The sequence below is a fragment of the Acinetobacter sp. 22323 genome (genome assembly GCF_052044895.1).
GTDB lineage: Bacteria > Pseudomonadota > Gammaproteobacteria > Pseudomonadales > Moraxellaceae > Acinetobacter > Acinetobacter schindleri.
Genome location: NZ_JBQEOL010000001.1, coordinates 65,840 through 83,828, shown reverse-complemented (window position 1 = coordinate 83,828; position 17,989 = coordinate 65,840). Strand labels below are relative to the sequence as shown.

At 43.2% G+C, this 17,989-nt stretch carries 19 protein-coding genes; 7 read left to right on the top strand and 12 right to left on the bottom strand.

Going from position 1 to position 17,989, the window contains the following annotated elements:
- Complete coding sequence (locus ACTJIX_RS00375) at positions 1–540, top strand: tetratricopeptide repeat protein (RefSeq protein ID WP_005222681.1); 540 nt, start codon at positions 1–3, stop codon at positions 538–540.
- A gap of 29 nt (positions 541–569) precedes the next feature.
- On the opposite strand, the gene ACTJIX_RS00370 is transcribed toward ACTJIX_RS00375, so the two are convergent.
- The gene (locus tag ACTJIX_RS00370) at positions 570–1,469 is read right to left on the bottom strand and encodes an NUDIX domain-containing protein (protein WP_005222683.1); all 900 of its coding nucleotides are present in this window, start codon (positions 1,467–1,469) and stop codon (positions 570–572) included.
- 142 nt (positions 1,470–1,611) lie between these two features.
- Between ACTJIX_RS00370 and hemP the strand changes: the two genes are divergently transcribed.
- Positions 1,612–1,782 carry a hemin uptake protein HemP gene (hemP, locus tag ACTJIX_RS00365; RefSeq protein WP_004815360.1) on the top strand — a complete coding sequence of 57 codons (171 nt, stop codon included), beginning with the start codon at positions 1,612–1,614 and terminating at the stop codon, positions 1,780–1,782.
- 96 nt (positions 1,783–1,878) lie between these two features.
- Here hemP and ACTJIX_RS00360 read toward each other — a convergent pair whose 3' ends face one another.
- The 4 genes from ACTJIX_RS00360 to ACTJIX_RS00345 form a co-directional block, all read right to left on the bottom strand.
- Positions 1,879–3,189: a sensor histidine kinase gene (locus ACTJIX_RS00360; RefSeq protein WP_005222684.1), complete on the bottom strand. Its 1,311-nt coding sequence runs from the start codon at positions 3,187–3,189 to the stop codon at positions 1,879–1,881.
- A gap of 7 nt (positions 3,190–3,196) precedes the next feature.
- Positions 3,197–3,862: a response regulator transcription factor gene (locus ACTJIX_RS00355; RefSeq protein WP_004892490.1), complete on the bottom strand. Its 666-nt coding sequence runs from the start codon at positions 3,860–3,862 to the stop codon at positions 3,197–3,199.
- Positions 3,863–3,981: 119 nt separating this feature from the next.
- Positions 3,982–4,344 (bottom strand): NirD/YgiW/YdeI family stress tolerance protein, encoded by a 363-nt coding sequence (locus tag ACTJIX_RS00350; protein ID WP_005222685.1) that lies wholly within the window; start codon positions 4,342–4,344, stop codon positions 3,982–3,984.
- A gap of 103 nt (positions 4,345–4,447) precedes the next feature.
- The gene (locus ACTJIX_RS00345) at positions 4,448–6,205 is read right to left on the bottom strand and encodes a GspE/PulE family protein (RefSeq protein ID WP_005222686.1); all 1,758 of its coding nucleotides are present in this window, start codon (positions 6,203–6,205) and stop codon (positions 4,448–4,450) included.
- A 228-nt stretch (positions 6,206–6,433) separates the two neighbouring features.
- On the opposite strand from ACTJIX_RS00345, the gene ACTJIX_RS00340 reads away from it, so the two are divergent.
- Positions 6,434–7,693: an MgtC/SapB family protein gene (locus ACTJIX_RS00340; protein WP_253170774.1), complete on the top strand. Its 1,260-nt coding sequence runs from the start codon at positions 6,434–6,436 to the stop codon at positions 7,691–7,693.
- Positions 7,694–7,736: 43 nt separating this feature from the next.
- Here the strand turns inward: ACTJIX_RS00340 and tsaA are convergent, their stop codons facing one another.
- Entirely contained in the window at positions 7,737–8,444 is a 708-nt protein-coding gene (tsaA, locus tag ACTJIX_RS00335; RefSeq protein WP_262467571.1) for a tRNA (N6-threonylcarbamoyladenosine(37)-N6)-methyltransferase TrmO, read from the bottom strand.
- Between the two features lie 105 nt (positions 8,445–8,549).
- Between tsaA and ACTJIX_RS00330 the strand changes: the two genes are divergently transcribed.
- Positions 8,550–9,329, top strand: a complete 780-nt coding sequence (locus tag ACTJIX_RS00330; protein WP_004815348.1) for a ferredoxin--NADP reductase — start codon at positions 8,550–8,552, stop codon at positions 9,327–9,329.
- Between the two features lie 63 nt (positions 9,330–9,392).
- Here ACTJIX_RS00330 and ACTJIX_RS00325 read toward each other — a convergent pair whose 3' ends face one another.
- Positions 9,393–10,007: a cation transporter gene (locus ACTJIX_RS00325; protein WP_163171122.1), complete on the bottom strand. Its 615-nt coding sequence runs from the start codon at positions 10,005–10,007 to the stop codon at positions 9,393–9,395.
- An 85-nt stretch (positions 10,008–10,092) separates the two neighbouring features.
- On the opposite strand from ACTJIX_RS00325, the gene ACTJIX_RS00320 reads away from it, so the two are divergent.
- The 3 genes from ACTJIX_RS00320 (at position 10,093) to ACTJIX_RS00310 (ending at position 12,304) form a co-directional block, all read left to right on the top strand.
- Entirely contained in the window at positions 10,093–10,509 is a 417-nt protein-coding gene (locus ACTJIX_RS00320) for a Cd(II)/Pb(II)-responsive transcriptional regulator (RefSeq protein WP_163165597.1), read from the top strand.
- Positions 10,510–10,637: 128 nt separating this feature from the next.
- Positions 10,638–12,047, top strand: coding sequence for a prephenate-dependent tRNA uridine(34) hydroxylase TrhP (gene trhP, locus ACTJIX_RS00315; RefSeq protein ID WP_262467572.1), 1,410 nt, complete (start codon positions 10,638–10,640; stop codon positions 12,045–12,047).
- 2 nt (positions 12,048–12,049) lie between these two features.
- Positions 12,050–12,304 carry a YfhL family 4Fe-4S dicluster ferredoxin gene (locus ACTJIX_RS00310; RefSeq protein WP_262467573.1) on the top strand — a complete coding sequence of 85 codons (255 nt, stop codon included), beginning with the start codon at positions 12,050–12,052 and terminating at the stop codon, positions 12,302–12,304.
- A gap of 268 nt (positions 12,305–12,572) precedes the next feature.
- On the opposite strand, the gene ahpF is transcribed toward ACTJIX_RS00310, so the two are convergent.
- The 5 genes from ahpF to rnk all read right to left on the bottom strand — a co-directional run bounded on the left by ahpF (position 12,573) and on the right by rnk (position 17,900).
- On the bottom strand, positions 12,573–14,138 hold the full coding sequence (ahpF, locus tag ACTJIX_RS00305; RefSeq protein WP_262467574.1) for an alkyl hydroperoxide reductase subunit F: 1,566 nt from the start codon (positions 14,136–14,138) through the stop codon (positions 12,573–12,575).
- A 238-nt stretch (positions 14,139–14,376) separates the two neighbouring features.
- A complete protein-coding gene (locus tag ACTJIX_RS00300; RefSeq protein WP_005222693.1) occupies positions 14,377–15,297 on the bottom strand; it encodes a hypothetical protein in 921 nt (306 codons plus the stop codon).
- 40 nt (positions 15,298–15,337) lie between these two features.
- Complete coding sequence (locus tag ACTJIX_RS00295) at positions 15,338–16,465, bottom strand: toxic anion resistance protein (RefSeq protein ID WP_180185576.1); 1,128 nt, start codon at positions 16,463–16,465, stop codon at positions 15,338–15,340.
- Positions 16,466–16,481: 16 nt separating this feature from the next.
- Positions 16,482–17,273 (bottom strand): tellurium resistance protein, encoded by a 792-nt coding sequence (locus tag ACTJIX_RS00290; RefSeq protein ID WP_180185575.1) that lies wholly within the window; start codon positions 17,271–17,273, stop codon positions 16,482–16,484.
- A gap of 228 nt (positions 17,274–17,501) precedes the next feature.
- Positions 17,502–17,900 (bottom strand): nucleoside diphosphate kinase regulator, encoded by a 399-nt coding sequence (rnk, locus tag ACTJIX_RS00285; protein ID WP_004892459.1) that lies wholly within the window; start codon positions 17,898–17,900, stop codon positions 17,502–17,504.
- Between the last annotated feature and the right edge of the window lie 89 nt (positions 17,901–17,989).

The window sequence follows — 17,989 nt, the reverse complement described above, 5'->3', positions numbered from 1 at the left end:
ATGTTTCAAAAAATCCTGATTGGTTCAATTTTAGTTGCTTTAGTCGGTTGTCAGTCCATACAGCAGGAACCATCTGCTCCAGCCAAGCCTGCACCTGAAAAACCACGGGTGCAGAAATCTGATGGTGTAGTGATTACGCCTTATGATCATCCTGAAATCAAACGTCAAAAAGTGGTCGTGCCGCAGCAGAAACCTAAACCACAGCAGTTTGATGATGGCCGTCAGTTACCTGCTTTCAAGACATTGATGCAGCAGACTCAGACAGCGTATAAAGCACAAAAGTTTGATCAGGCTGAAACCTATGTTACCCAGGCACAGCGACTGGCACCACAGTCTCCTGAAACCTATCTGTATTTAGGGATGCTGGCGAACCGCAAGAATAAACCCGCCAATGCGCAAGCGTTTGCGCAGCGCGGCCTTAGCTATGCCCAAAGTAATGCTATGAAAAAGCAGCTCTGGCAGGTAATTCTTAAAGCTGGTCAGCTGCAGAAAAATCCACAAACCATTCAAAAAGCACAGAAGGCATTGAGCGCTCTTTAAGCTATAATTACTTTTAGTAATTAACTTACTTATATCCCGCGAATGCCTGCGATCCCGTAGGCATGATGGGATTGAGCCAGATTCAAATCTTCTTTGTTGATTCCACCAAGTGCATACACAGGAATCTGAATCTGTTTGGCAATCTTCTCAAAGGTAATCCATCCCAGTGGCTCTACTTCTGTATGAGTCGCTGTTGGAAGCACAGGACTCAGAAAAATTGCTTCACAGCCCAGCTGTTCTGCCCGTTGTGTAGACGCATGATCATGACACGCCGCAATATAGCGTTTCCCTATAACCAGATCACTGGTACTTAGTTGATTCAGCTGTGCCTGTTTAAGATGTAAAGTCTGAATACTCTGTTGCTGTTGTTCATCCAGCAGCAGATATAAGTCATGATTAATAATCAATTGGGATAATTTTTCTAACGGCAGGGTTGCCAATTTCTCGGCCTGTTCTGCGTTGGCGTCAACTCGCCAATACAGCATTTGCGCTTTGTCGAGCTGATGCAGATCTGCCAGATCACTGCTGATTTTAATCATCTGTGGCCATAACAGTTTTTTTAAAATCACTGCATTGGCTTTCGGAAAATTCAGCTGCTGTAACTGCTCGCGGCTATACCACTTCCAGGGTTGCTGAATCTGGGCTAACTGTGCTTCAGCTACACTGGCATGGAATAAATGCAGATGCACAATCACATCTTCATATTCATGACGAATAAAATCGAAAGGATGCCAAAGCTCGATATTAATACCGACTTCTTCCTGGATCTCACGACGGCAGGCTTGCAGCGGTGTTTCACCTTCTTCTACTTTGCCGCCAGGGAATTCATGTTTATTTCCCTGATGCTGTTTCGCTTCCCGCCAGCCAACCAGAACCTGATTTTGGTGAAATAACAAGGCAATCGCGACATGAATATTTGCTTTGGACATACGAAGATAAACTGGCTGGAAATATTACAAATTGTAAGTGATAGCGGATTTTTTAGGAATTGAAAAATTTAGGCGTTGACAGCTCTATTCGATAATGATTATCATTTAAATCAATCCAAGCACATACCACGGAGTCGATGGAATGAACGCACCTTTTAGCCTGTTTACACGTAACAATGACGCTCATCATGCATTACCAATGCTGCATTCAAATAACCTGTTTGCTCTCGGACGCGAAATTCGCATCATGCATGCCGGTGAAGAATACCGCCTACGCTTGACCCGAAATAATCGTCTCATTCTCACTAAATAAATAAAATAACTCACACAATAATAAACGTGGTCATCAGCAGTATGAATCAGCGCGTACTGCTTTTTTTCTTATTTGGTCTGTTTCTTGATTCTAGATCTAAAAACGCAATACGACTTTTAACCCGCCCAGATCAGAAGCCATAAATTGAATGTCACCATGATGCAATTGCATGATTTTCTGGCAGATGGATAATCCCAGACCTGATCCTTGGGTTTTAGTGCCCAAAGCGCGATAAAAACGCTCACCCAGTCGCTGTAAAGTTTCCTCAGAAATTCCCTCTCCTGAATTCTCAATCACCACTTCTGTTTTATCCGCCTGATGCTGGCACTGGATCAGAATTGTACCCGCAGACGGCGTATATTTGATGGCATTGTCGATCAGGTTTCGCACGCAACTGAAAATGAGTTCGGCATTTCCTGAAATATCAGCAGGATTTAGCTCAAGTTTTAGGTCCAGCTGTTTCTCTTCTACAAACGGCGTGAGTGTTTTTAAAGCATCCTGAATAAGCTCAGGCAGATCCAACTTTTGTTGTGGCAGGTTATGATTTTGTTCAGGGTCCAGTCGAGCTAGTAACAAGAGGTTTTCCAGAACCTGAGTACCGCGACTGACATCTTTCTGAATCTGCGCCAGATCCTGAGACAATGTCTCATGAGTCTGATATTTGCGTTTTAACACCTGCAGGCGCATTTGAATCGCTGATAAGGGTGAGCGTAGTTCATGCGAAGCATCTGCAGTAAAGCGCTGTTCTGCACTCAAGGACTGCTCTACCCGAGCCAGCATCCGGTTTAACTGACTGACAATGGGTTGTAGCTCAGCAATTTGCGGTTCGGGTGATTGAACCGGACTTAGATCCTGGGCGGATTTGGAGGCAATATCCTGTGAAATCCGGTTAAGCGGCTTTAACTGTCGCTTAATCAATAGATGTAGTAATAACCATTTCACCAGCCACAATATTAGAAGGATTAAACCAAAACCCAGAATACTATTCCAGATCTGTTCAAAGCGTATGGATACTGGCTGTATGACCTGAACTTTAAGTCCATTATCTTCAGCTATCAAAGTTCGTAATAACTGTCCATCTTCAAAATAAAAATGTAGGCCTGATTGATAACGTAACTGATGTTGCAACAGATTGTTCTTTTCGGAAGTGGTTAGCTGGTCCTGATTCAGCCAAAGTCGATACTGGATCTCAAACTCTTCACTGATATCATCCACATTGTGACCTTGGGACTGAGTCACATCGCCAAGTAACAGTTCCGCAATATCTTCCATCAGTTCATCATGAATCTGCATAGACTGATAGCCAGAAATGCCCAGTAATAACAACCAGGCCAGACAACCCGCCAGAATGGAACTATACATAGCATTCTTGATCAGCTTGTGTTGCAGTGAAATCACCTGAGCCATGATTGATCTACCCTTCAGCTTTATGCATACGATAACCCAGCCCACGTATGGTCTTGATCATCTGACTTCCAATTTTCTTGCGCAGTTGATAAATAAAAACCTCGATGGCATTACTCTCAATTTCATCCCCCCAGGCATAGAGAGATTCTTCCAGCTGTTCCCGGGTCACTACATGCTCTGGCTTTTGCATCAATTTATGCAAAATCTGAAATTCTTTGGCCGTTAAGTTCACCACTTCACCTGCTTTAGTCAGAGTTTTAGCCTGTATATCCAGCTGCAGGTCTTCCCAGGTCAGCACATGGCTCAGATTTTTTTGCTGCAAGCGGATCTGGGCACGAATTCGTGCAGACAATTCTTCCAGGCTAAAAGGTTTGACCAGATAATCATTGGCACCTAAATCAAGTCCTTCTACCCGGTCATCAATACTGTCTCGAGCGGTAATAAAAATAACTGGCGTATCTTTCTGCAGTTTACGTAGCGTCGTCAGAATCTGATCTCCACTGGCTCGCGGTAAACCACGATCCAGTAACACACAGTCATACTGATGCTGTTCAAGCGCCAGAATGGCATGGTCCCCACGCTCAACCCAGTCAATTACATAGCCATCCATTTCCAGCCAGGTCTGAATGCTTTCTGCCTGTGAGGCATCATCTTCCGCCAAAAGAATACGCACGCTGAATTCTCCCTTATTTTCAACATATAATCATGAATTTTAAACAAAAAAAACCACATGCTTTTTGTAATATTGCATGTGGTTTTCTCTAGTCAGGTCATTCAGCTATCGCCAATGCCTTAATTGAAACGCACTTCATCAACATCGATTTCAACACGTTTCGCTGGTTTGTAATCGATATCTACTTCACCAATAATGGTTACTGGTGTTTTGGCAGAAATCGGTTTGCCTTGCCATAACTCATCATCAATTTCGACATTGATGCTGCCTGTGTTGTCACGGAATTGATATTTTTCGTCGCCTACTGACTTCACCACATGACCTTTGATTTGTACCTTGCTGTCATCTTTCATGGTGAGTGCTTGTTTTACCGATACAGTTTTGGCAAAAGCGCCTTGGTTTACTGTACTTTCTGCCATAGTCACAGTTGTTGCTGAGCCAATAAGTGCCACTGCTACAAATGCTTTGGTCATATTTTTCATATTCAGTACCTTTTAAGCTGTCTTGTTTCGATGAAGCTATTAAAACAGCTAAAGATGAATTGAATCTTAAGAAAACTTCATTTTCAAAAATGGGTTTTAAAAGTTAATTCAGTGGCACTACACGTAGTACTTCCTCTAGCGTGGTGACACCTTCAATGACTTTTCGTGCACCCGCAATTCTAAGTGGTTCTACACCTTCTTTTTTCGCCTGAACACGTAACTGGTTCAAGTTGGCATCTGCACCAATCAGCTGTTTGGTTACCAAACTCAGTGGCATAAATTCATAGATCCCTATACGCCCTTTATAACCCGTATGACGACATTCCTCACAACCTACTGGACGGAACACAAATTCTGGACGGGCCAATGGATAATCTGCTGCTAAATGCTGCCATTCCTGCTCATCCATAAAGCCTTCTACTTTGCAGTGTGGACACAATTTACGCACCAGACGCTGAGCCAACACACCCAGAATCGTTGCAGCAGTCAGGAATGGTTGTACACCCAGATCATGCAGACGGGTTAAACTCGACGGTGCATCATTGGTATGTAATGTGGATAAAACCAGGTGACCGGTCAATGCTGCCTGAATCGCCATATTGGCAGTATCCTGATCACGAATCTCACCGACCATGATGATATCTGGATCCTGACGCATTAATGCCCGTACACCATCGGCAAAACCCAGATCAATCCCGGTATTTACCTGCATCTGGTTAAAGCTTGGCTCTAGCATCTCGATTGGATCTTCAATGGTACAGACATTGACCTCTTCAGTCGCCAGCTGCTTTAAAGTTGAATACAGCGTAGTCGTTTTACCCGAGCCTGTAGGTCCAGTCACCAGAATGATGCCATGACTATGACTGGTCAGTGTATTCCATTCATTCAGCAAATACCCTTCAAAACCCAGTTGCTGGAAGCTGCGTACTAATACCTCCGGATCGAAAATACGCATTACCAGTTTTTCACCAAAAGCGGTGGGTAAGGTCGATAAACGCAGTTCCGTTTCCTGCCCTTTAGGCGTACGGGTTTTTAGACGGCCATCCTGTGGCTTGCGCTTTTCTGCCACATTCATCCGGCCCAGAATTTTAATACGTGAAATCACTGCAGTAAGCGTATTGGCTGGCATTTTATAAATGGTATGCAGCACGCCATCAATACGGAAACGGATTTTCCCGGTATCTTTGCGTGGTTCCATATGAATATCACTGGCACCCTGTTCAAAGGCAAACTGTAATACCCAGTCCACCAGTTTAACAATATGCTGGTCATTGGCATCTGGATTTTGCGAATCACCGAGCTGTAAAAGTGCTTCTACCCCCTTATTTTCACGGTCATAAGCCGAGGATTTTTGTGATCCACTGACAGCGCGACTAACCTGATAATACTCGACAATATATCGCTGCAACTGTTCCGGATTCAGTAGCACCCGTTCAATACGGCGCGGGCTGATATTCTGCTGTAGATTCGACACCCATTCCATTTTATAAGGCTGATCTGTAGCAATCAGAATTTTGTCTGGCTGTATTTCAACAGCGAGAATACGGTTACGGAGTGCGTACTCCTGCGACATTACTGCGGTAAGTGCCTGAACATCGGCTTTTAAAGGATCAATAATATAAAATGGCAGATTTGTTTTTTCTGACAACCACTGACATAAACGGTTTAGGGTAAGTGTACTTTGGGGATGAGAACGGTCGACCAGATTAAAATTGGCAATCCACTGTAAAGGATGCCATTTCAGCTGTTCACGCTGACGATGCGTCGTCTGTACCAGCATACGGTCTCTATCACTGATCTTACCGTCTTTAAAAAGTTGCTCCAGACACCACGCGGTATCAATTTCAAAGTCAAATTTCATTGTTATAGGTCCCTAAACTTGCCTTCACTATAACAAGTTTTTGCTATTTTTCGCATTCTCCTGCTGTGTCTTCTGGCTGTTTCTGCTAGCTAATGCCAATCTTTAGCGCTACCAATCTTTTCGCCCTAGCTTATCTCTCACATTTCTCTCTTGTTCATCCTCTAGCTTATGGCCTATATTTTAGAGATACCTTTGAAAATAATTACTTATTCATAGCTGAGGCCGGATATGGATTTTAGCGCAGTGCCCATGAATGACAGCTCCTTTCAGGAACTGCTCACTATCCTGACTTCAGCATTGGGCTGTGGCTTATTGATAGGCCTGGAACGAGAACGGCATAAACAGCGGGAGCAACAGCCAAGCTTTGCAGGCTTACGTTCTTTTGCTATCTGCGCCCTATTGGGAGCTATCTGTTTTTTATTCGGAATAATCACTGGCCTGGTGGGCGCACTAATTATTGGTGGCATGGTCATTTCCTCTATCCGAAATCAGCCGGATGATCCTGGAATTACCACCGAACTTGCTTTTGTGATGGCCTATTTTATTGGGGCAATCTGTCTATGGAATATTCCGCTGGCTGCCGGACTTGCAGTACTCATTACCGTCATTCTGATGGCCAAACATTCCATGCATAACATTGCTGGAAAATGGATTACTGAAGCTGAATTCCGGGATGGTTTACTGTTACTGGCATTGGTCTTGATTGGTTTACCTTTGACACCCGATACACCGCTATGGGGCAAGGTGCTTAATCCCTACCTGATTCTGAAACTCTTAACTTTAATTTTGGTGGTACAGGCGCTAGCGCATATTGCCAAACGTTTACTTTCTACAAAAAATGCCCTGATGCTTTCTTCGATTGCCTCTGGTTTTGTTTCCAGCACAGCCACAGTAGCCCAACTGGGCCTACAGGTCCGTAAAGGTGAGATGGATGCTCGATCCAATGCGGGTGCCGCACTCATGTCCTGTATCTCGACTTTAGTACTGCTGTTCATTGTGGTCGGAGGCGTATCTTTTAGCTGGCTTAAAATTATTTTGCTTCCTTCCTTAGTGGCAATGGCCATTCTGGCTGCCTGTGCATTTCTATTGCTGCGTAAAGCCAAACCGCCAGAAAATTGTGAAAAAGAAGAAGATAGCCGGATGTTTAGCTTGAAAGAAGCGGTCATCATTGCAGTCACTTTGACACTGATTCAGGCTGCGATTTATGGGCTGGAACTCTTACTCGGCGATGCCGGCTTGCTGGCAGGTACCCTGCTGGCTTCACTATTCGAGATTCATGCAGCCATGGCCAGTGTGGTCATTCAGGGTGACCCGAGCAATACACGGCTAATTCAGGCCCTGCTCATAGGCCTTGCAGCCCATGCTTTAGCAAAATCTGTAAATTCCGGCCTGTCAGGCGGATTCAAATATGCGATGTATTTTGTACCTGTACAGATTCTACATATGGCAGTTTTGATCGGAATTTTGTGGTGGACGCTGAAACTTTAGAATGATTTGAGCAGAAAGTATAAGTACCCTAACCCTTTAGCCATCACTCAATCTCTACAATCAGGACAGACGTTTCATTTACAATAAATTTGATATTGAAATCTGCAAAGCGCATACCATAAATTCGCTCTGGATTCTCCTGATAGGCTGGACGTGGATCAAGGGATAAAACCTCTGCCAGTTCCCGAATGACTTGTTCCGAAAGGCCTTTCGTTTGGACTAACTGCTCTCTTTCCAGCTCTGCCTGTTCCGACCAGACCACATATTTGCGTACCGGCTCCTCCTGAGCATAACCGCTTTGCGCTTCCATCACAGCGTCGGAATAGTGAATATAAGGTTTAATATCGACAATCGGCGTGCCCTCTAAAAGATCACTGCCCGTCACATAAACACGGACTGTTTTGCCAACTTTTTTCACTTCTTTCAGCTTGACCACGGATAAACCAATCGGCGAAGGACGATACATACTACGTGTCGCGAACACCCCTATTTTCTGGTTTCCACCTAAACGCGGTGGGCGTACCTGTGGACGGAACTTGCTGTTTTCCTGATTTTTATTGTCATGAAACTGCCAGAGCAGCCATAAATGGCTAAACTCCTCAATCCCCTCAAAAGCCAGCAGATCATTATAAGGCGCCTGCATTTCAATATAGGATTCCACTTCCACCAGATTAGGCTGACGTGGAATACCAAATTTTTCTTTATAGGGAGATTTCATTATACCGATTACAGGTATAGTCAGTTCAGTCATAATCACTTTTTTTGATAAGCTCAATTAAATATATTCAGTTTATCGAGAATGAATTTGGTTTAGAATAGCAACCTGTTCTAATTTGATAACTTATTGAGACCTTTAATGGCTGCTTTTAACGTCGAAAAGATTACTCACGTCCACCATTGGAATGACACATTATTCTCTTTTAAAACGACTCGTGATACTGCATTACGTTTTAAAAACGGTCAGTTTGTGATGATCGGCCTTGAGGTCAATGGTAAGCCTTTAATGCGTGCATATTCAATTGCAAGTGCAAACTATGAAGAAGAACTGGAATTCTTCTCGATTAAAGTTCCAGATGGTCCACTGACTTCTATTCTGCAAAAAGTAAAAGTTGGCGATGAAATCCTGGTTTCTAAAAAACCGACAGGTACACTGGTTCTGGATGACCTGAATCCTGGTAAGAATCTGTACTTGTTGTCTTCAGGTACTGGTCTTGCACCTTTCCTGTCGACTATTCGCGATCCTGAAACTTATGAACGTTTTGAGAAAATTATCGTGGTTCATGGTACACGTTTTATTTCAGAACTGGCTTATCAAGATCTGATTCTGAACGAAATTCCAAATCATGAGTTCTTCTCAGAATTGGGCGCTAAAGAAAAATTGGTATATTACCCGACGGTAACTCGTGAAGAATATCCAAATCAAGGCCGTGTAACGACTGCAATTGAAACTGGTGAACTGTTTGAAAAAATCGGTCTGCCACGTTTTAACCCTGAAACTGACCGCGCAATGCTATGCGGTAGCCCAGCCTTCCTTGATGACGTTGCTGCCCTTCTTGACCAACACGGTCTGAAAGAATCTCCACGTATGGGTGTTCTAGGCGATTATGTAATTGAACGTGCATTCGTTGAAAAATAAGATGCCTTGAATCTAAAAAACCGGGCAAAATTGCCCGGTTTTTTTATTTAGCATTAATTTTTATCATGCAGTTGTACGACGTTCTTGTAATGCCTGCTTCACCACCTGATATCCTGCAGTTAGTCCCAGACTGGCCATAATCACCGCCACAATCATATCGGGCCATAGACTACCGGTTCCAAATACACCAATGGCCGCAAAAATAACTGCTACGTTGCCAATTGCATCATTTCGGCTACACAGCCACACAGACTTCATGTTTGAGTCTCCATCACGGAAAGCATAAAGAATCACAGCCGTGATCACATTGGCCAGTAAAGCGATTGCGCCGATGATACCCATCGTGATGGCTTCAGGAGGAATACCGAGCAGATAGGCATAGATGACTTTAGCCATCACCACCAGACCAAAGGCTGCCATAGTCAGGCCTTTAATTAAGGCTACAGTGGCTCGCCAGTACAGGCTTGCACCTAATACAGCTAGTGAAATCCCATAATTCACTGCATCCCCAAAGAAATCTAGCGAGTCGGCCCATAAAGCTGAAGAATGAGCATAGGCTCCACCGACCAGCTCTACCAGAAACATACTGAGATTAATCCATAAAGCAATCCATAAAGCCATTCTAAACTTGCTGTTTGGCTTGATGGGTGCCGATTCATGACTACAGCTACAGGCCATATTATTCTCCGATGTATTTTTATACGAAATACGATACAGTGATTAGAAACTATGGAGTAACTCCAAGGTCAAGCCCGAGGTGTATATGTCTTTGTATCTGATTTCAGAAATCGCCAAAAAGTCACATTTAAGTACTGACACGGTGCGTTTTTATGAGAAAAAAGGATTCATCACGCCGAATTTTCGAGCAAATAATCAATATCGTTATTTTGATGATGAAGCGCTTAAAAGACTGATTTTTATCAAGCGTTGTCGTGATCTGGATATGTCCTTAAAGGAAATCGAGACCTTAATCGAACTAGAACAAAATCCCGAGCAGAACTGTACAGCAGTCAACAATATTATTGACCAGCATCTACAGGATATCACCAGTAAAATGAAAGAATTAGCAGCTTTTAAAACTCAGCTTACCGAGCTAAGAAATAGCTGTAATACACCGACTACGGTTGACCATTGTCAAATCCTGAAAACCCTGGAACGGTCTGAAATCGAAGATCAATAGTCTGTATATTTATTTCAGTTTTACTTATTTGATAATGTTGAAAATATCAACAAAAACCATGATTTCCGAGTGATTTACTTGGTTGAATCTTGTTTTTAGATGAATAAAATAAAAGCCGTACTTTTTATATGTCTTTCGATTTCGTCATGAGTATAATCCCTGTTACTGAACTTCTCTCACCTGCTGGCTCACTGAAAAATATGCGCTATGCTTTTGCCTATGGTGCAGATGCAGTCTATGCTGGCCAGCCGCGTTATAGCCTGCGTGTTCGTAATAATGAATTTGATCATGACAATTTAGCGATTGGCATTAAAGAAGCACATGATCTTGGCAAAAAATTCTATGTGGTGGTCAATATCCAGCCACATAACTCCAAGTTGAAAAACTTTATCCGTGACCTTGAACCTGTGGTGGCGATGCAACCGGATGCACTGATCATGTCCGATCCAGGTCTGATTATGATGGTGCGTGAACATTTCCCGCATATGGACATTCACCTGTCTGTACAGGCCAATGCCGTGAACTGGGCAACGGTAAAGTTCTGGAAAAATATGGGGCTTACTCGTGTGATTCTGTCACGTGAACTATCCATTGAAGAAATTGCAGAAATCAAACAGCAAGTACCAGATATGGAGATTGAAGTCTTCGTGCATGGCGCACTGTGCATGGCTTATTCAGGCCGTTGCATGTTGTCTGGCTACATGAATAAACGTGATGCCAACCAAGGGGCCTGCACCAATGCTTGCCGCTGGGAATACAAAGTTCTGGATGCCAAAGAAGATGTGACCGGTGATGTGATACCGGTGAAAAATCTGGATTCAGGCTGCTGCTCCCAAGATATGGATGAAGCTCATAAAGTAGCTCAACATCAATTTGACGAGCCGGTCCTACTTCAGCGTAACGATGAAGATATGTTTGCTGCCGAAGAAGATGAACATGGCACTTACTTCATGAACTCAAAAGATTTGCGTGCAGTCCAGCATGTAGAACGATTAACCAAAGTTGGTGTGCATTCGCTAAAAATCGAAGGTCGGACTAAATCCTATTTCTACTGTGCACGTACTGCACAGATTTACCGCAAAGCCATTGATGATGCTTTAGCTGGCAAGCCATTTGATCCATCACTGATGACCCAACTGGAAGGTCTGGCAAATCGGGGTTATACCGAAGGCTTCCTGCGCCGCCATGTACATAGTGAATATCAGAACTATGAACATGGTTCTTCCAGTTTTGATCATCAAATTTTCTGTGGTGAAGTACTAGAGCGAAATGGAGATTACATCAAGATCGATGTGAAAAACCGTTTTGTAGTGGGTGACTCACTGGAGCTGATGACGCCTAAAGGCAACATTACCTTCACCTTGACGGAAATCAAAGACCGTAAAGGCAATCTGATTGAAGATGCCAAAGGTTCGGGGCATATCGTCGAAATTCCGATTCCAGCAGATATTGATATGCAATATGCCCTGCTGATTCGCAACCTGCCGACATCGACTGCAGATATTTCCGCATCTTCACTCGCTTATCAGGCAGGCTAAGCATGGCACTCTTGATTACCGATAAATGCATCAACTGCGACATGTGCCTGCCAGAGTGTCCGAATGATGCCATTTATGAAGGTGACAAAATCTATGAAATCGATGTCAATCGCTGTACGGAATGCGTCGGTTTCTATGATTATCAAACCTGTGTATCCGTGTGTCCAATTGACTGCATTATGCCCCATCCGGAGCATGTGGAGACCAAAGAACAATTGATGGAGAAATTTAAGGGACTGAATCTATTCAACTCTTAATGAAATCTTAAAGATGGCATATTTTATGCTGATCTAAAGAACCACCTTGGGGAAGGCATAATAATAAATTAAAACAAAAACAGTGCAGAGGAAAGGAACAGTCAGAAGCAATTGGGGATGCTTCTGACTGATCTAAAACGAAGGAAAGCAAGTATAAAAAAAGGAACTCTGGTGTTAGCGTCCGGAGTTCCTGTAAAAAGGGAATAAGAAATAGAGTCGATTGATGTTCTAGCACCTGGGTTTTGGGGAACCTAGGTGCTTTCTTTTATTACTGACCTGAACGGATGATGTAATCAAATGCAGACAGTGATGCTTTCGCGCCTTCACCTGTGGCAATAATGATCTGCTTGTAAGGTACTGTGGTACAGTCACCCGCTGCAAATACACCTTTCACATTGGTTTCATTGCGCTCGTTAATCACAATCTCACCGCGGTTGCTTAACTCAACTTTGGTTTCTTTCAGGAAATCCGTATTCGGTAACAAACCGATCTGAACGAAGATCCCTGCAAGCTCAACCGTATGTTCTTCATCTGTGGCACGGTCTTTGTATTTCAGTGCAGTTACCTGTGAACCATCACCCACTACTTCTGTTGAAAGCGCATTCTTGATCACCGTGGTGTTCGGCAAGCTGTTCAACTTGTCCTGAAGTACCTGATCCGCACGTAGTTTGGTATCAAACTCAACCAGGGTGACATGCTCAACAATACCAGCAAGGTCGATTGCAGCTTCTACACCCGAGTTACCACCACCAATCACCGCAACACGTTTGCCTTTGAACAATGGACCATCACAGTGTGGACAGTAGGCAACTCCACGGGTTTTATATTCCTGCTCACCCGGAACATTCATCTCTCTCCAGCGTGCACCAGTCGACAGGATTACAGTTTTAGATTCCAGTTTAGCACCGTTTTCTAGGGTCACTTCAACCAGACCATTGGCAGTTTCATCTGCACCCTTGATGTCAGATACACGTTGCAGGTTCATGATGTCGACACCATATTCACGTACGTGTGCTTCCATCTCAGCAGCAAATTTTGGACCTTGGGTCTTTTGCACTGAAGTGAAGTTTTCGATGTCCATGGTATCCATGACCTGACCGCCCATACGTTCAGCCACGATACCGGTTTTAATGCCTTTACGCGCTGCGTAGATTGCAGAGGTATTCCCCGCAGGACCACCACCAATTACAAGAACATCAAACGCTTCTTTGGCATTGAGTTTTTCCGCATCTTTGGCAGCAGAATTGGTATCCAGTTTGGCAATGATTTCTTCCAAGGTCATACGACCCTGACCGATGTGTTCATTGTCCTGGAACACCATAGGTACAGCCATGATTTTACGTTCTTCCACTTCTTCCTGGAAGAAAGCCCCATCGATCATGGTAGCTGTTGTACCCGGATTATAGATAGCAATCAGGTTGAGCGCCTGAACCACATCCGGACAGTTATGACAGCTAAGTGATACAAATACATCAAAATTCGATTGAACACCCAGGCTCTTAATATTCGCCAAAACTTCATCAGAGACTTTTGGTGCATAACCTGAAGTTTGCAGCAATGCCAGAATCAGCGAGGTGAACTCATGACCCATTGGCAGGCCTGCGAAGAACACGCGAGGCTGTTCACCGGCTTTAGCCACACCAAAGCTTGGTGCACGTTTGTTGGTACCATCAAAACGGGCAGTCACTAAATCAGACAGTGCAGCGATTTCTTCTACAAGTTCTTTGATTTTTGCAGATTTATCCGAAGCATCTAAAGTGGCTACCAGTTCGATTGGTCCTTCAAGGCGTTCTAAAAGGGTTTTTAATTGGGCTGCTGTATTTTGATCTAACATTGCTAACGTCTCCAAAGGAGTAATAATTTATTCGATGAAAGAATAATAGGATAAATCAAAACACAGGTAAAACAGTTTGTTTTTATACAAATGATCGTTTTTTCAGATTATTAAATAATTTTTATCATAATTTCAATACATTGGCATATGGCTATTTCATTAAACAACCATATTTTGTCTGCTCCCAACAAAGAGAAAGCAATAAAAAGAAAAGCTCCATGACTGGAGCTTTATTCGTTTAGTTCAAGCGTTGTTCAATCCGCAATGAACGTTTTTTAATGGCATTGGCCAATGCAAAGAAAATCAAACTCATCACTACAGATACGGCCAATATAATACTGATAACTACCTGAACAATATCGGCCAACTGATTGGCTTGTTGTACCTGGGTACTGACCGATTCAGCTGCCGGTGTCAGGGTCTTGCCGTATACCTGCTGTTGCATGGTCCACAGCTGCTCTGCCTTAAAACCATATTGATCAAACTGATTGTCGCTTTTCTCCGCCTCAATTAGTCGCAGTACATGCGGTCGGGCGGCTGATAAATCGGCTGGTTCATGCAATAAAGCGGTCTGGGCAAGCAAATAGGACTTCACCGGTGCTTTAATATCTTCCGAATCCACTAAATAATGGGCAATATCACTGTCATTGATATTGCTATCGTAATATACCGCCTTTTGATATGTATCATCATGATCACCATTCAGGTCGTGCTGCCAGTAGCTCAGTCCGCCCCAGATCAGGATAAAAGCAATCAACCAGCCCACAAATTTCATTACAAAGGACTGAAAGCGAACATAAAAATAACGGATTTTTTTCAGGAAGTGCACGACAAAGAATGCACCAATAAAAGAAGCAAACAATTTCAGAATCAGCCAGCCAAACCAGCTTAATAGACTAAAGAAATAGTCTGGGCTGTCACCAATACTGGCTAAATTGGCATCGACACTAACCGGTAGATGCAATTGCTGCACTTCGGTACTGAGTCCGAAAAACCCATAGACCAGTTCCTGATGCAGAAACAGGCCAATTAAGGATGCAATAGCGACGGTGGCCGTCGTGACACTAAGTAAGGTCAGGCGATTCTGACGCTTTTTCAGTGCAACGACACCCTGCTCAATCTCACGAGGATTTACAGCATACTCATCTAATGGTGGCAAACCTGACTCCTCTAATAAATCCGGGGACAGGTGCTCGATATTATTCCGACCTGTCCGTACTTGATTCAATGACCAGATAATTCAGATTATCCTGCAAGGCTTTTAAACGTGCTGTTGCTTCAGTACGTTTCTGCATGCCTTCTTTCTGAATCTGAATCACATCATTTACTGTATTAATAAGGGTATTTTGGACATGTTCAAGTGTTTCTATGTCAATGACTGAACGCTGGTTGGCACGAGCCGTGTCGACAGAGTTCTGATGTAGCAGGTCAGCATTGCGACGTAACAGCTCATTGGTCGCATCATCAATACTATTGGCAAGCTGGACACTATTCTTTTGTTCATGCAGGGAAATCGCCAGGCTGATCTGGTTCTTCCAAGCCGGTAAGGTAATGTTTTTAATCGCATAGAACTTGTCGACCAGCATCAGATTATTAGATTGAATAATGCGAATCATGGGCAAGGTCTGCATCGCGGATTGCTGCAATACCTGCAAATCACTGATACGTTTTTCCAGATTATTGGCCAGATGATTCAGGTCATAAATTTTCTGGGTAGTGGTCTGATCTTGTGGTAATGCTGTCAATGCAGCAATATCCTGCTGTAATTCATGTTCACGGATGCGCCCTGCAGCAATATGAATGCCCAGCTGCTTGTATTCATCCTGCACACCATCGAACATTTTATCTAAAGTCGATACACGTGCTTTCAAGCCAGATTGTGAAGTCTCAATTTCTTTGACCAGTACATCAATCTGTTCTTTGGTGGTATTAAAATGGGTATCAAAATTCTGTTTGGCACCTTTGAATTTATTAAGTAAATTACCCAAGAAACCTGAGGTTTTATTTTTGCTCAGAATACTGGAAGCATTCAGCTTCTGTGCCACCTGAACCACCTGATTCAGTTTCTGACCTGTTGTATCCAGATCCCGGTTTTGAACCAGATTGAGCAGTTCATCAGTATAGGTCGCAGTCTTGCTGGCAATATTCTTGCCGTATTCTGCAACAGCATTGTGACTCATTTCCTGCAATTCCTTGCGCACTGCCAGCACTTCCTGAAAATCCTCAGGCTGTAAACCCAGTTCTTTCAGGTCCATTTGCTGAAATTTCTGTTCAGCAATTTCATTGTCTTTTTTGACAGGCAGATTCACAGTATCAGGATTGGTCATAGTTCACCTTATCTTGTTATATTTTCGAGGGTTTCTCGAGCGATTTTCTTAACGTTTTAATTAGATTTTCCCGACTATTATCAAGTTTTTCCAGATCACTTGTCGAGTGTTTACTGTTGCTTTGTTTGACATGATATTGCCAGGCTGGAATCAATACCTGCTGTGCTTCCTTAAACCGGTCCAGCAGACTAAAGGAAAGCTGTTGGGACAGCTGCATCTGGGTAATGGCAATATCATTACTGGCTTGCAGGGTTTTTAAGGTATGGATTTTCTTAGATAAACGTTCTGAAAAATTATCCAGCGGATGCTGGTTTTTCACAAACTGTGGATATTCCTGCAGAAATTCTTCTGCAGCCAGAATATGTTTAGCCATCTGTTCACGTAAACCTGTGAGCTGTTGAAATCGTGACTGGGATTTCTGGATTTCAATCTGTAGTTTACGGCTGAGATGACTGGCCTGATCCAGCAAGCGATCCAGATTTTTATAATACTCAACCTGACTGGAGCCATAATCCAGATCAATTCCTAGCCATTTTTGCAAGGCATTAAACTTGCGCTGTTTCAGATATTTTTTGGAATCTGCCAGCGCCTGAATAATTTTTTCAATGGTCTGGCTGAGCTGTTGGGTCAGTTGCGGATCAACCCCATTTAACAGGACTGCCTGGGCTTGAATCAGCTGATCGGCATAATGATTCAACCTGTACTGATCGCTGAGTAAAGGGACAAGCTCATTACGCTTGATGCTTAAAATCTCACTCGGATCTGCTGCAACATCCTGGATCGGGATCAAAACATCTATCTGTGACATAGCCCTTTAAACTCAGTTGAACCGATTTTTATAGTACGTGGTTTCCTTCAACATAACATGTAGCATTTTGCAAAGGAAAGCCTTTAAGGCATAGAATTTTTTATATAAGTTAAAGATATTGTTGAATTTAAGCTTTAGTTATCTTAATAAAATTACAAAACACCAAAACTAAATAAAAAAGCCCCATTGATATGGGGCTGTTCAATTATGTAAGAGATCAGAACGACTTTATAAATAGTCTCCTTCACGTTCTGGCTGATACAGTACCTTTTCTATTTTGACTTTCATCATTTCACCGTCTGGCTGCGGCCATTCAATTGTTTCCCCCTCCGCCAGCCCAAGGATCGCGGCACCGACAGGCGCTACAATATTCAGCTGTCCCGGCTCACCTTTGAACTCATGCGGATAGACCAGCGTAATTTCTTTGGTCTGGTTAGCAATTGTGACCAAGGCGCGTGCATGCATGGTAACGATATTGGCAGGAATATCTTGAGGTTTAACTACCTCTGCCCGTGCCAGTTCATCCTCTAGCTGCTGCATGGTTGGAGTCAGCTTGGGTTGATTTTCAAGCATAGTCTCCAGACGGTTCAGATCCTGTTCCGACAAAATAAGCTTGGTTTTTTGCATGCACTCTCTCCTGATCGAGCATTTCAATGAATCTTCGTAAACAGATTAAAATTAAATTCTTGATTTAAAAAATATTTGCAATATATTTA

What these genes read in the sequence shown, in the direction of transcription:
- ACTJIX_RS00375 (WP_005222681.1), top strand. Translation starts at nt 1, where the DNA reads ATGTTTCAAAAAATCCTGATTGGTTCAATTTTAGTTGCTTTAGTCGGT.
- ACTJIX_RS00370 (WP_005222683.1), bottom strand. Translation starts at nt 1,469, where the DNA reads ATGTCCAAAGCAAATATTCATGTCGCGATTGCCTTGTTATTTCACCAA.
- hemP (WP_004815360.1), top strand. Translation starts at nt 1,612, where the DNA reads ATGAACGCACCTTTTAGCCTGTTTACACGTAACAATGACGCTCATCAT.
- ACTJIX_RS00360 (WP_005222684.1), bottom strand. Translation starts at nt 3,189, where the DNA reads ATGGCTCAGGTGATTTCACTGCAACACAAGCTGATCAAGAATGCTATG.
- ACTJIX_RS00350 (WP_005222685.1), bottom strand. Translation starts at nt 4,344, where the DNA reads ATGAAAAATATGACCAAAGCATTTGTAGCAGTGGCACTTATTGGCTCA.
- ACTJIX_RS00345 (WP_005222686.1), bottom strand. Translation starts at nt 6,205, where the DNA reads ATGAAATTTGACTTTGAAATTGATACCGCGTGGTGTCTGGAGCAACTT.
- ACTJIX_RS00340 (WP_253170774.1), top strand. Translation starts at nt 6,434, where the DNA reads ATGGATTTTAGCGCAGTGCCCATGAATGACAGCTCCTTTCAGGAACTG.
- tsaA (WP_262467571.1), bottom strand. Translation starts at nt 8,444, where the DNA reads ATGACTGAACTGACTATACCTGTAATCGGTATAATGAAATCTCCCTAT.
- ACTJIX_RS00330 (WP_004815348.1), top strand. Translation starts at nt 8,550, where the DNA reads ATGGCTGCTTTTAACGTCGAAAAGATTACTCACGTCCACCATTGGAAT.
- ACTJIX_RS00325 (WP_163171122.1), bottom strand. Translation starts at nt 10,007, where the DNA reads ATGGCCTGTAGCTGTAGTCATGAATCGGCACCCATCAAGCCAAACAGC.
- ACTJIX_RS00320 (WP_163165597.1), top strand. Translation starts at nt 10,093, where the DNA reads ATGTCTTTGTATCTGATTTCAGAAATCGCCAAAAAGTCACATTTAAGT.
- trhP (WP_262467572.1), top strand. Translation starts at nt 10,638, where the DNA reads ATGTCTTTCGATTTCGTCATGAGTATAATCCCTGTTACTGAACTTCTC.
- ACTJIX_RS00310 (WP_262467573.1), top strand. Translation starts at nt 12,050, where the DNA reads ATGGCACTCTTGATTACCGATAAATGCATCAACTGCGACATGTGCCTG.
- ahpF (WP_262467574.1), bottom strand. Translation starts at nt 14,138, where the DNA reads ATGTTAGATCAAAATACAGCAGCCCAATTAAAAACCCTTTTAGAACGC.
- ACTJIX_RS00295 (WP_180185576.1), bottom strand. Translation starts at nt 16,465, where the DNA reads ATGACCAATCCTGATACTGTGAATCTGCCTGTCAAAAAAGACAATGAA.
- ACTJIX_RS00290 (WP_180185575.1), bottom strand. Translation starts at nt 17,273, where the DNA reads ATGTCACAGATAGATGTTTTGATCCCGATCCAGGATGTTGCAGCAGAT.
- rnk (WP_004892459.1), bottom strand. Translation starts at nt 17,900, where the DNA reads ATGCAAAAAACCAAGCTTATTTTGTCGGAACAGGATCTGAACCGTCTG.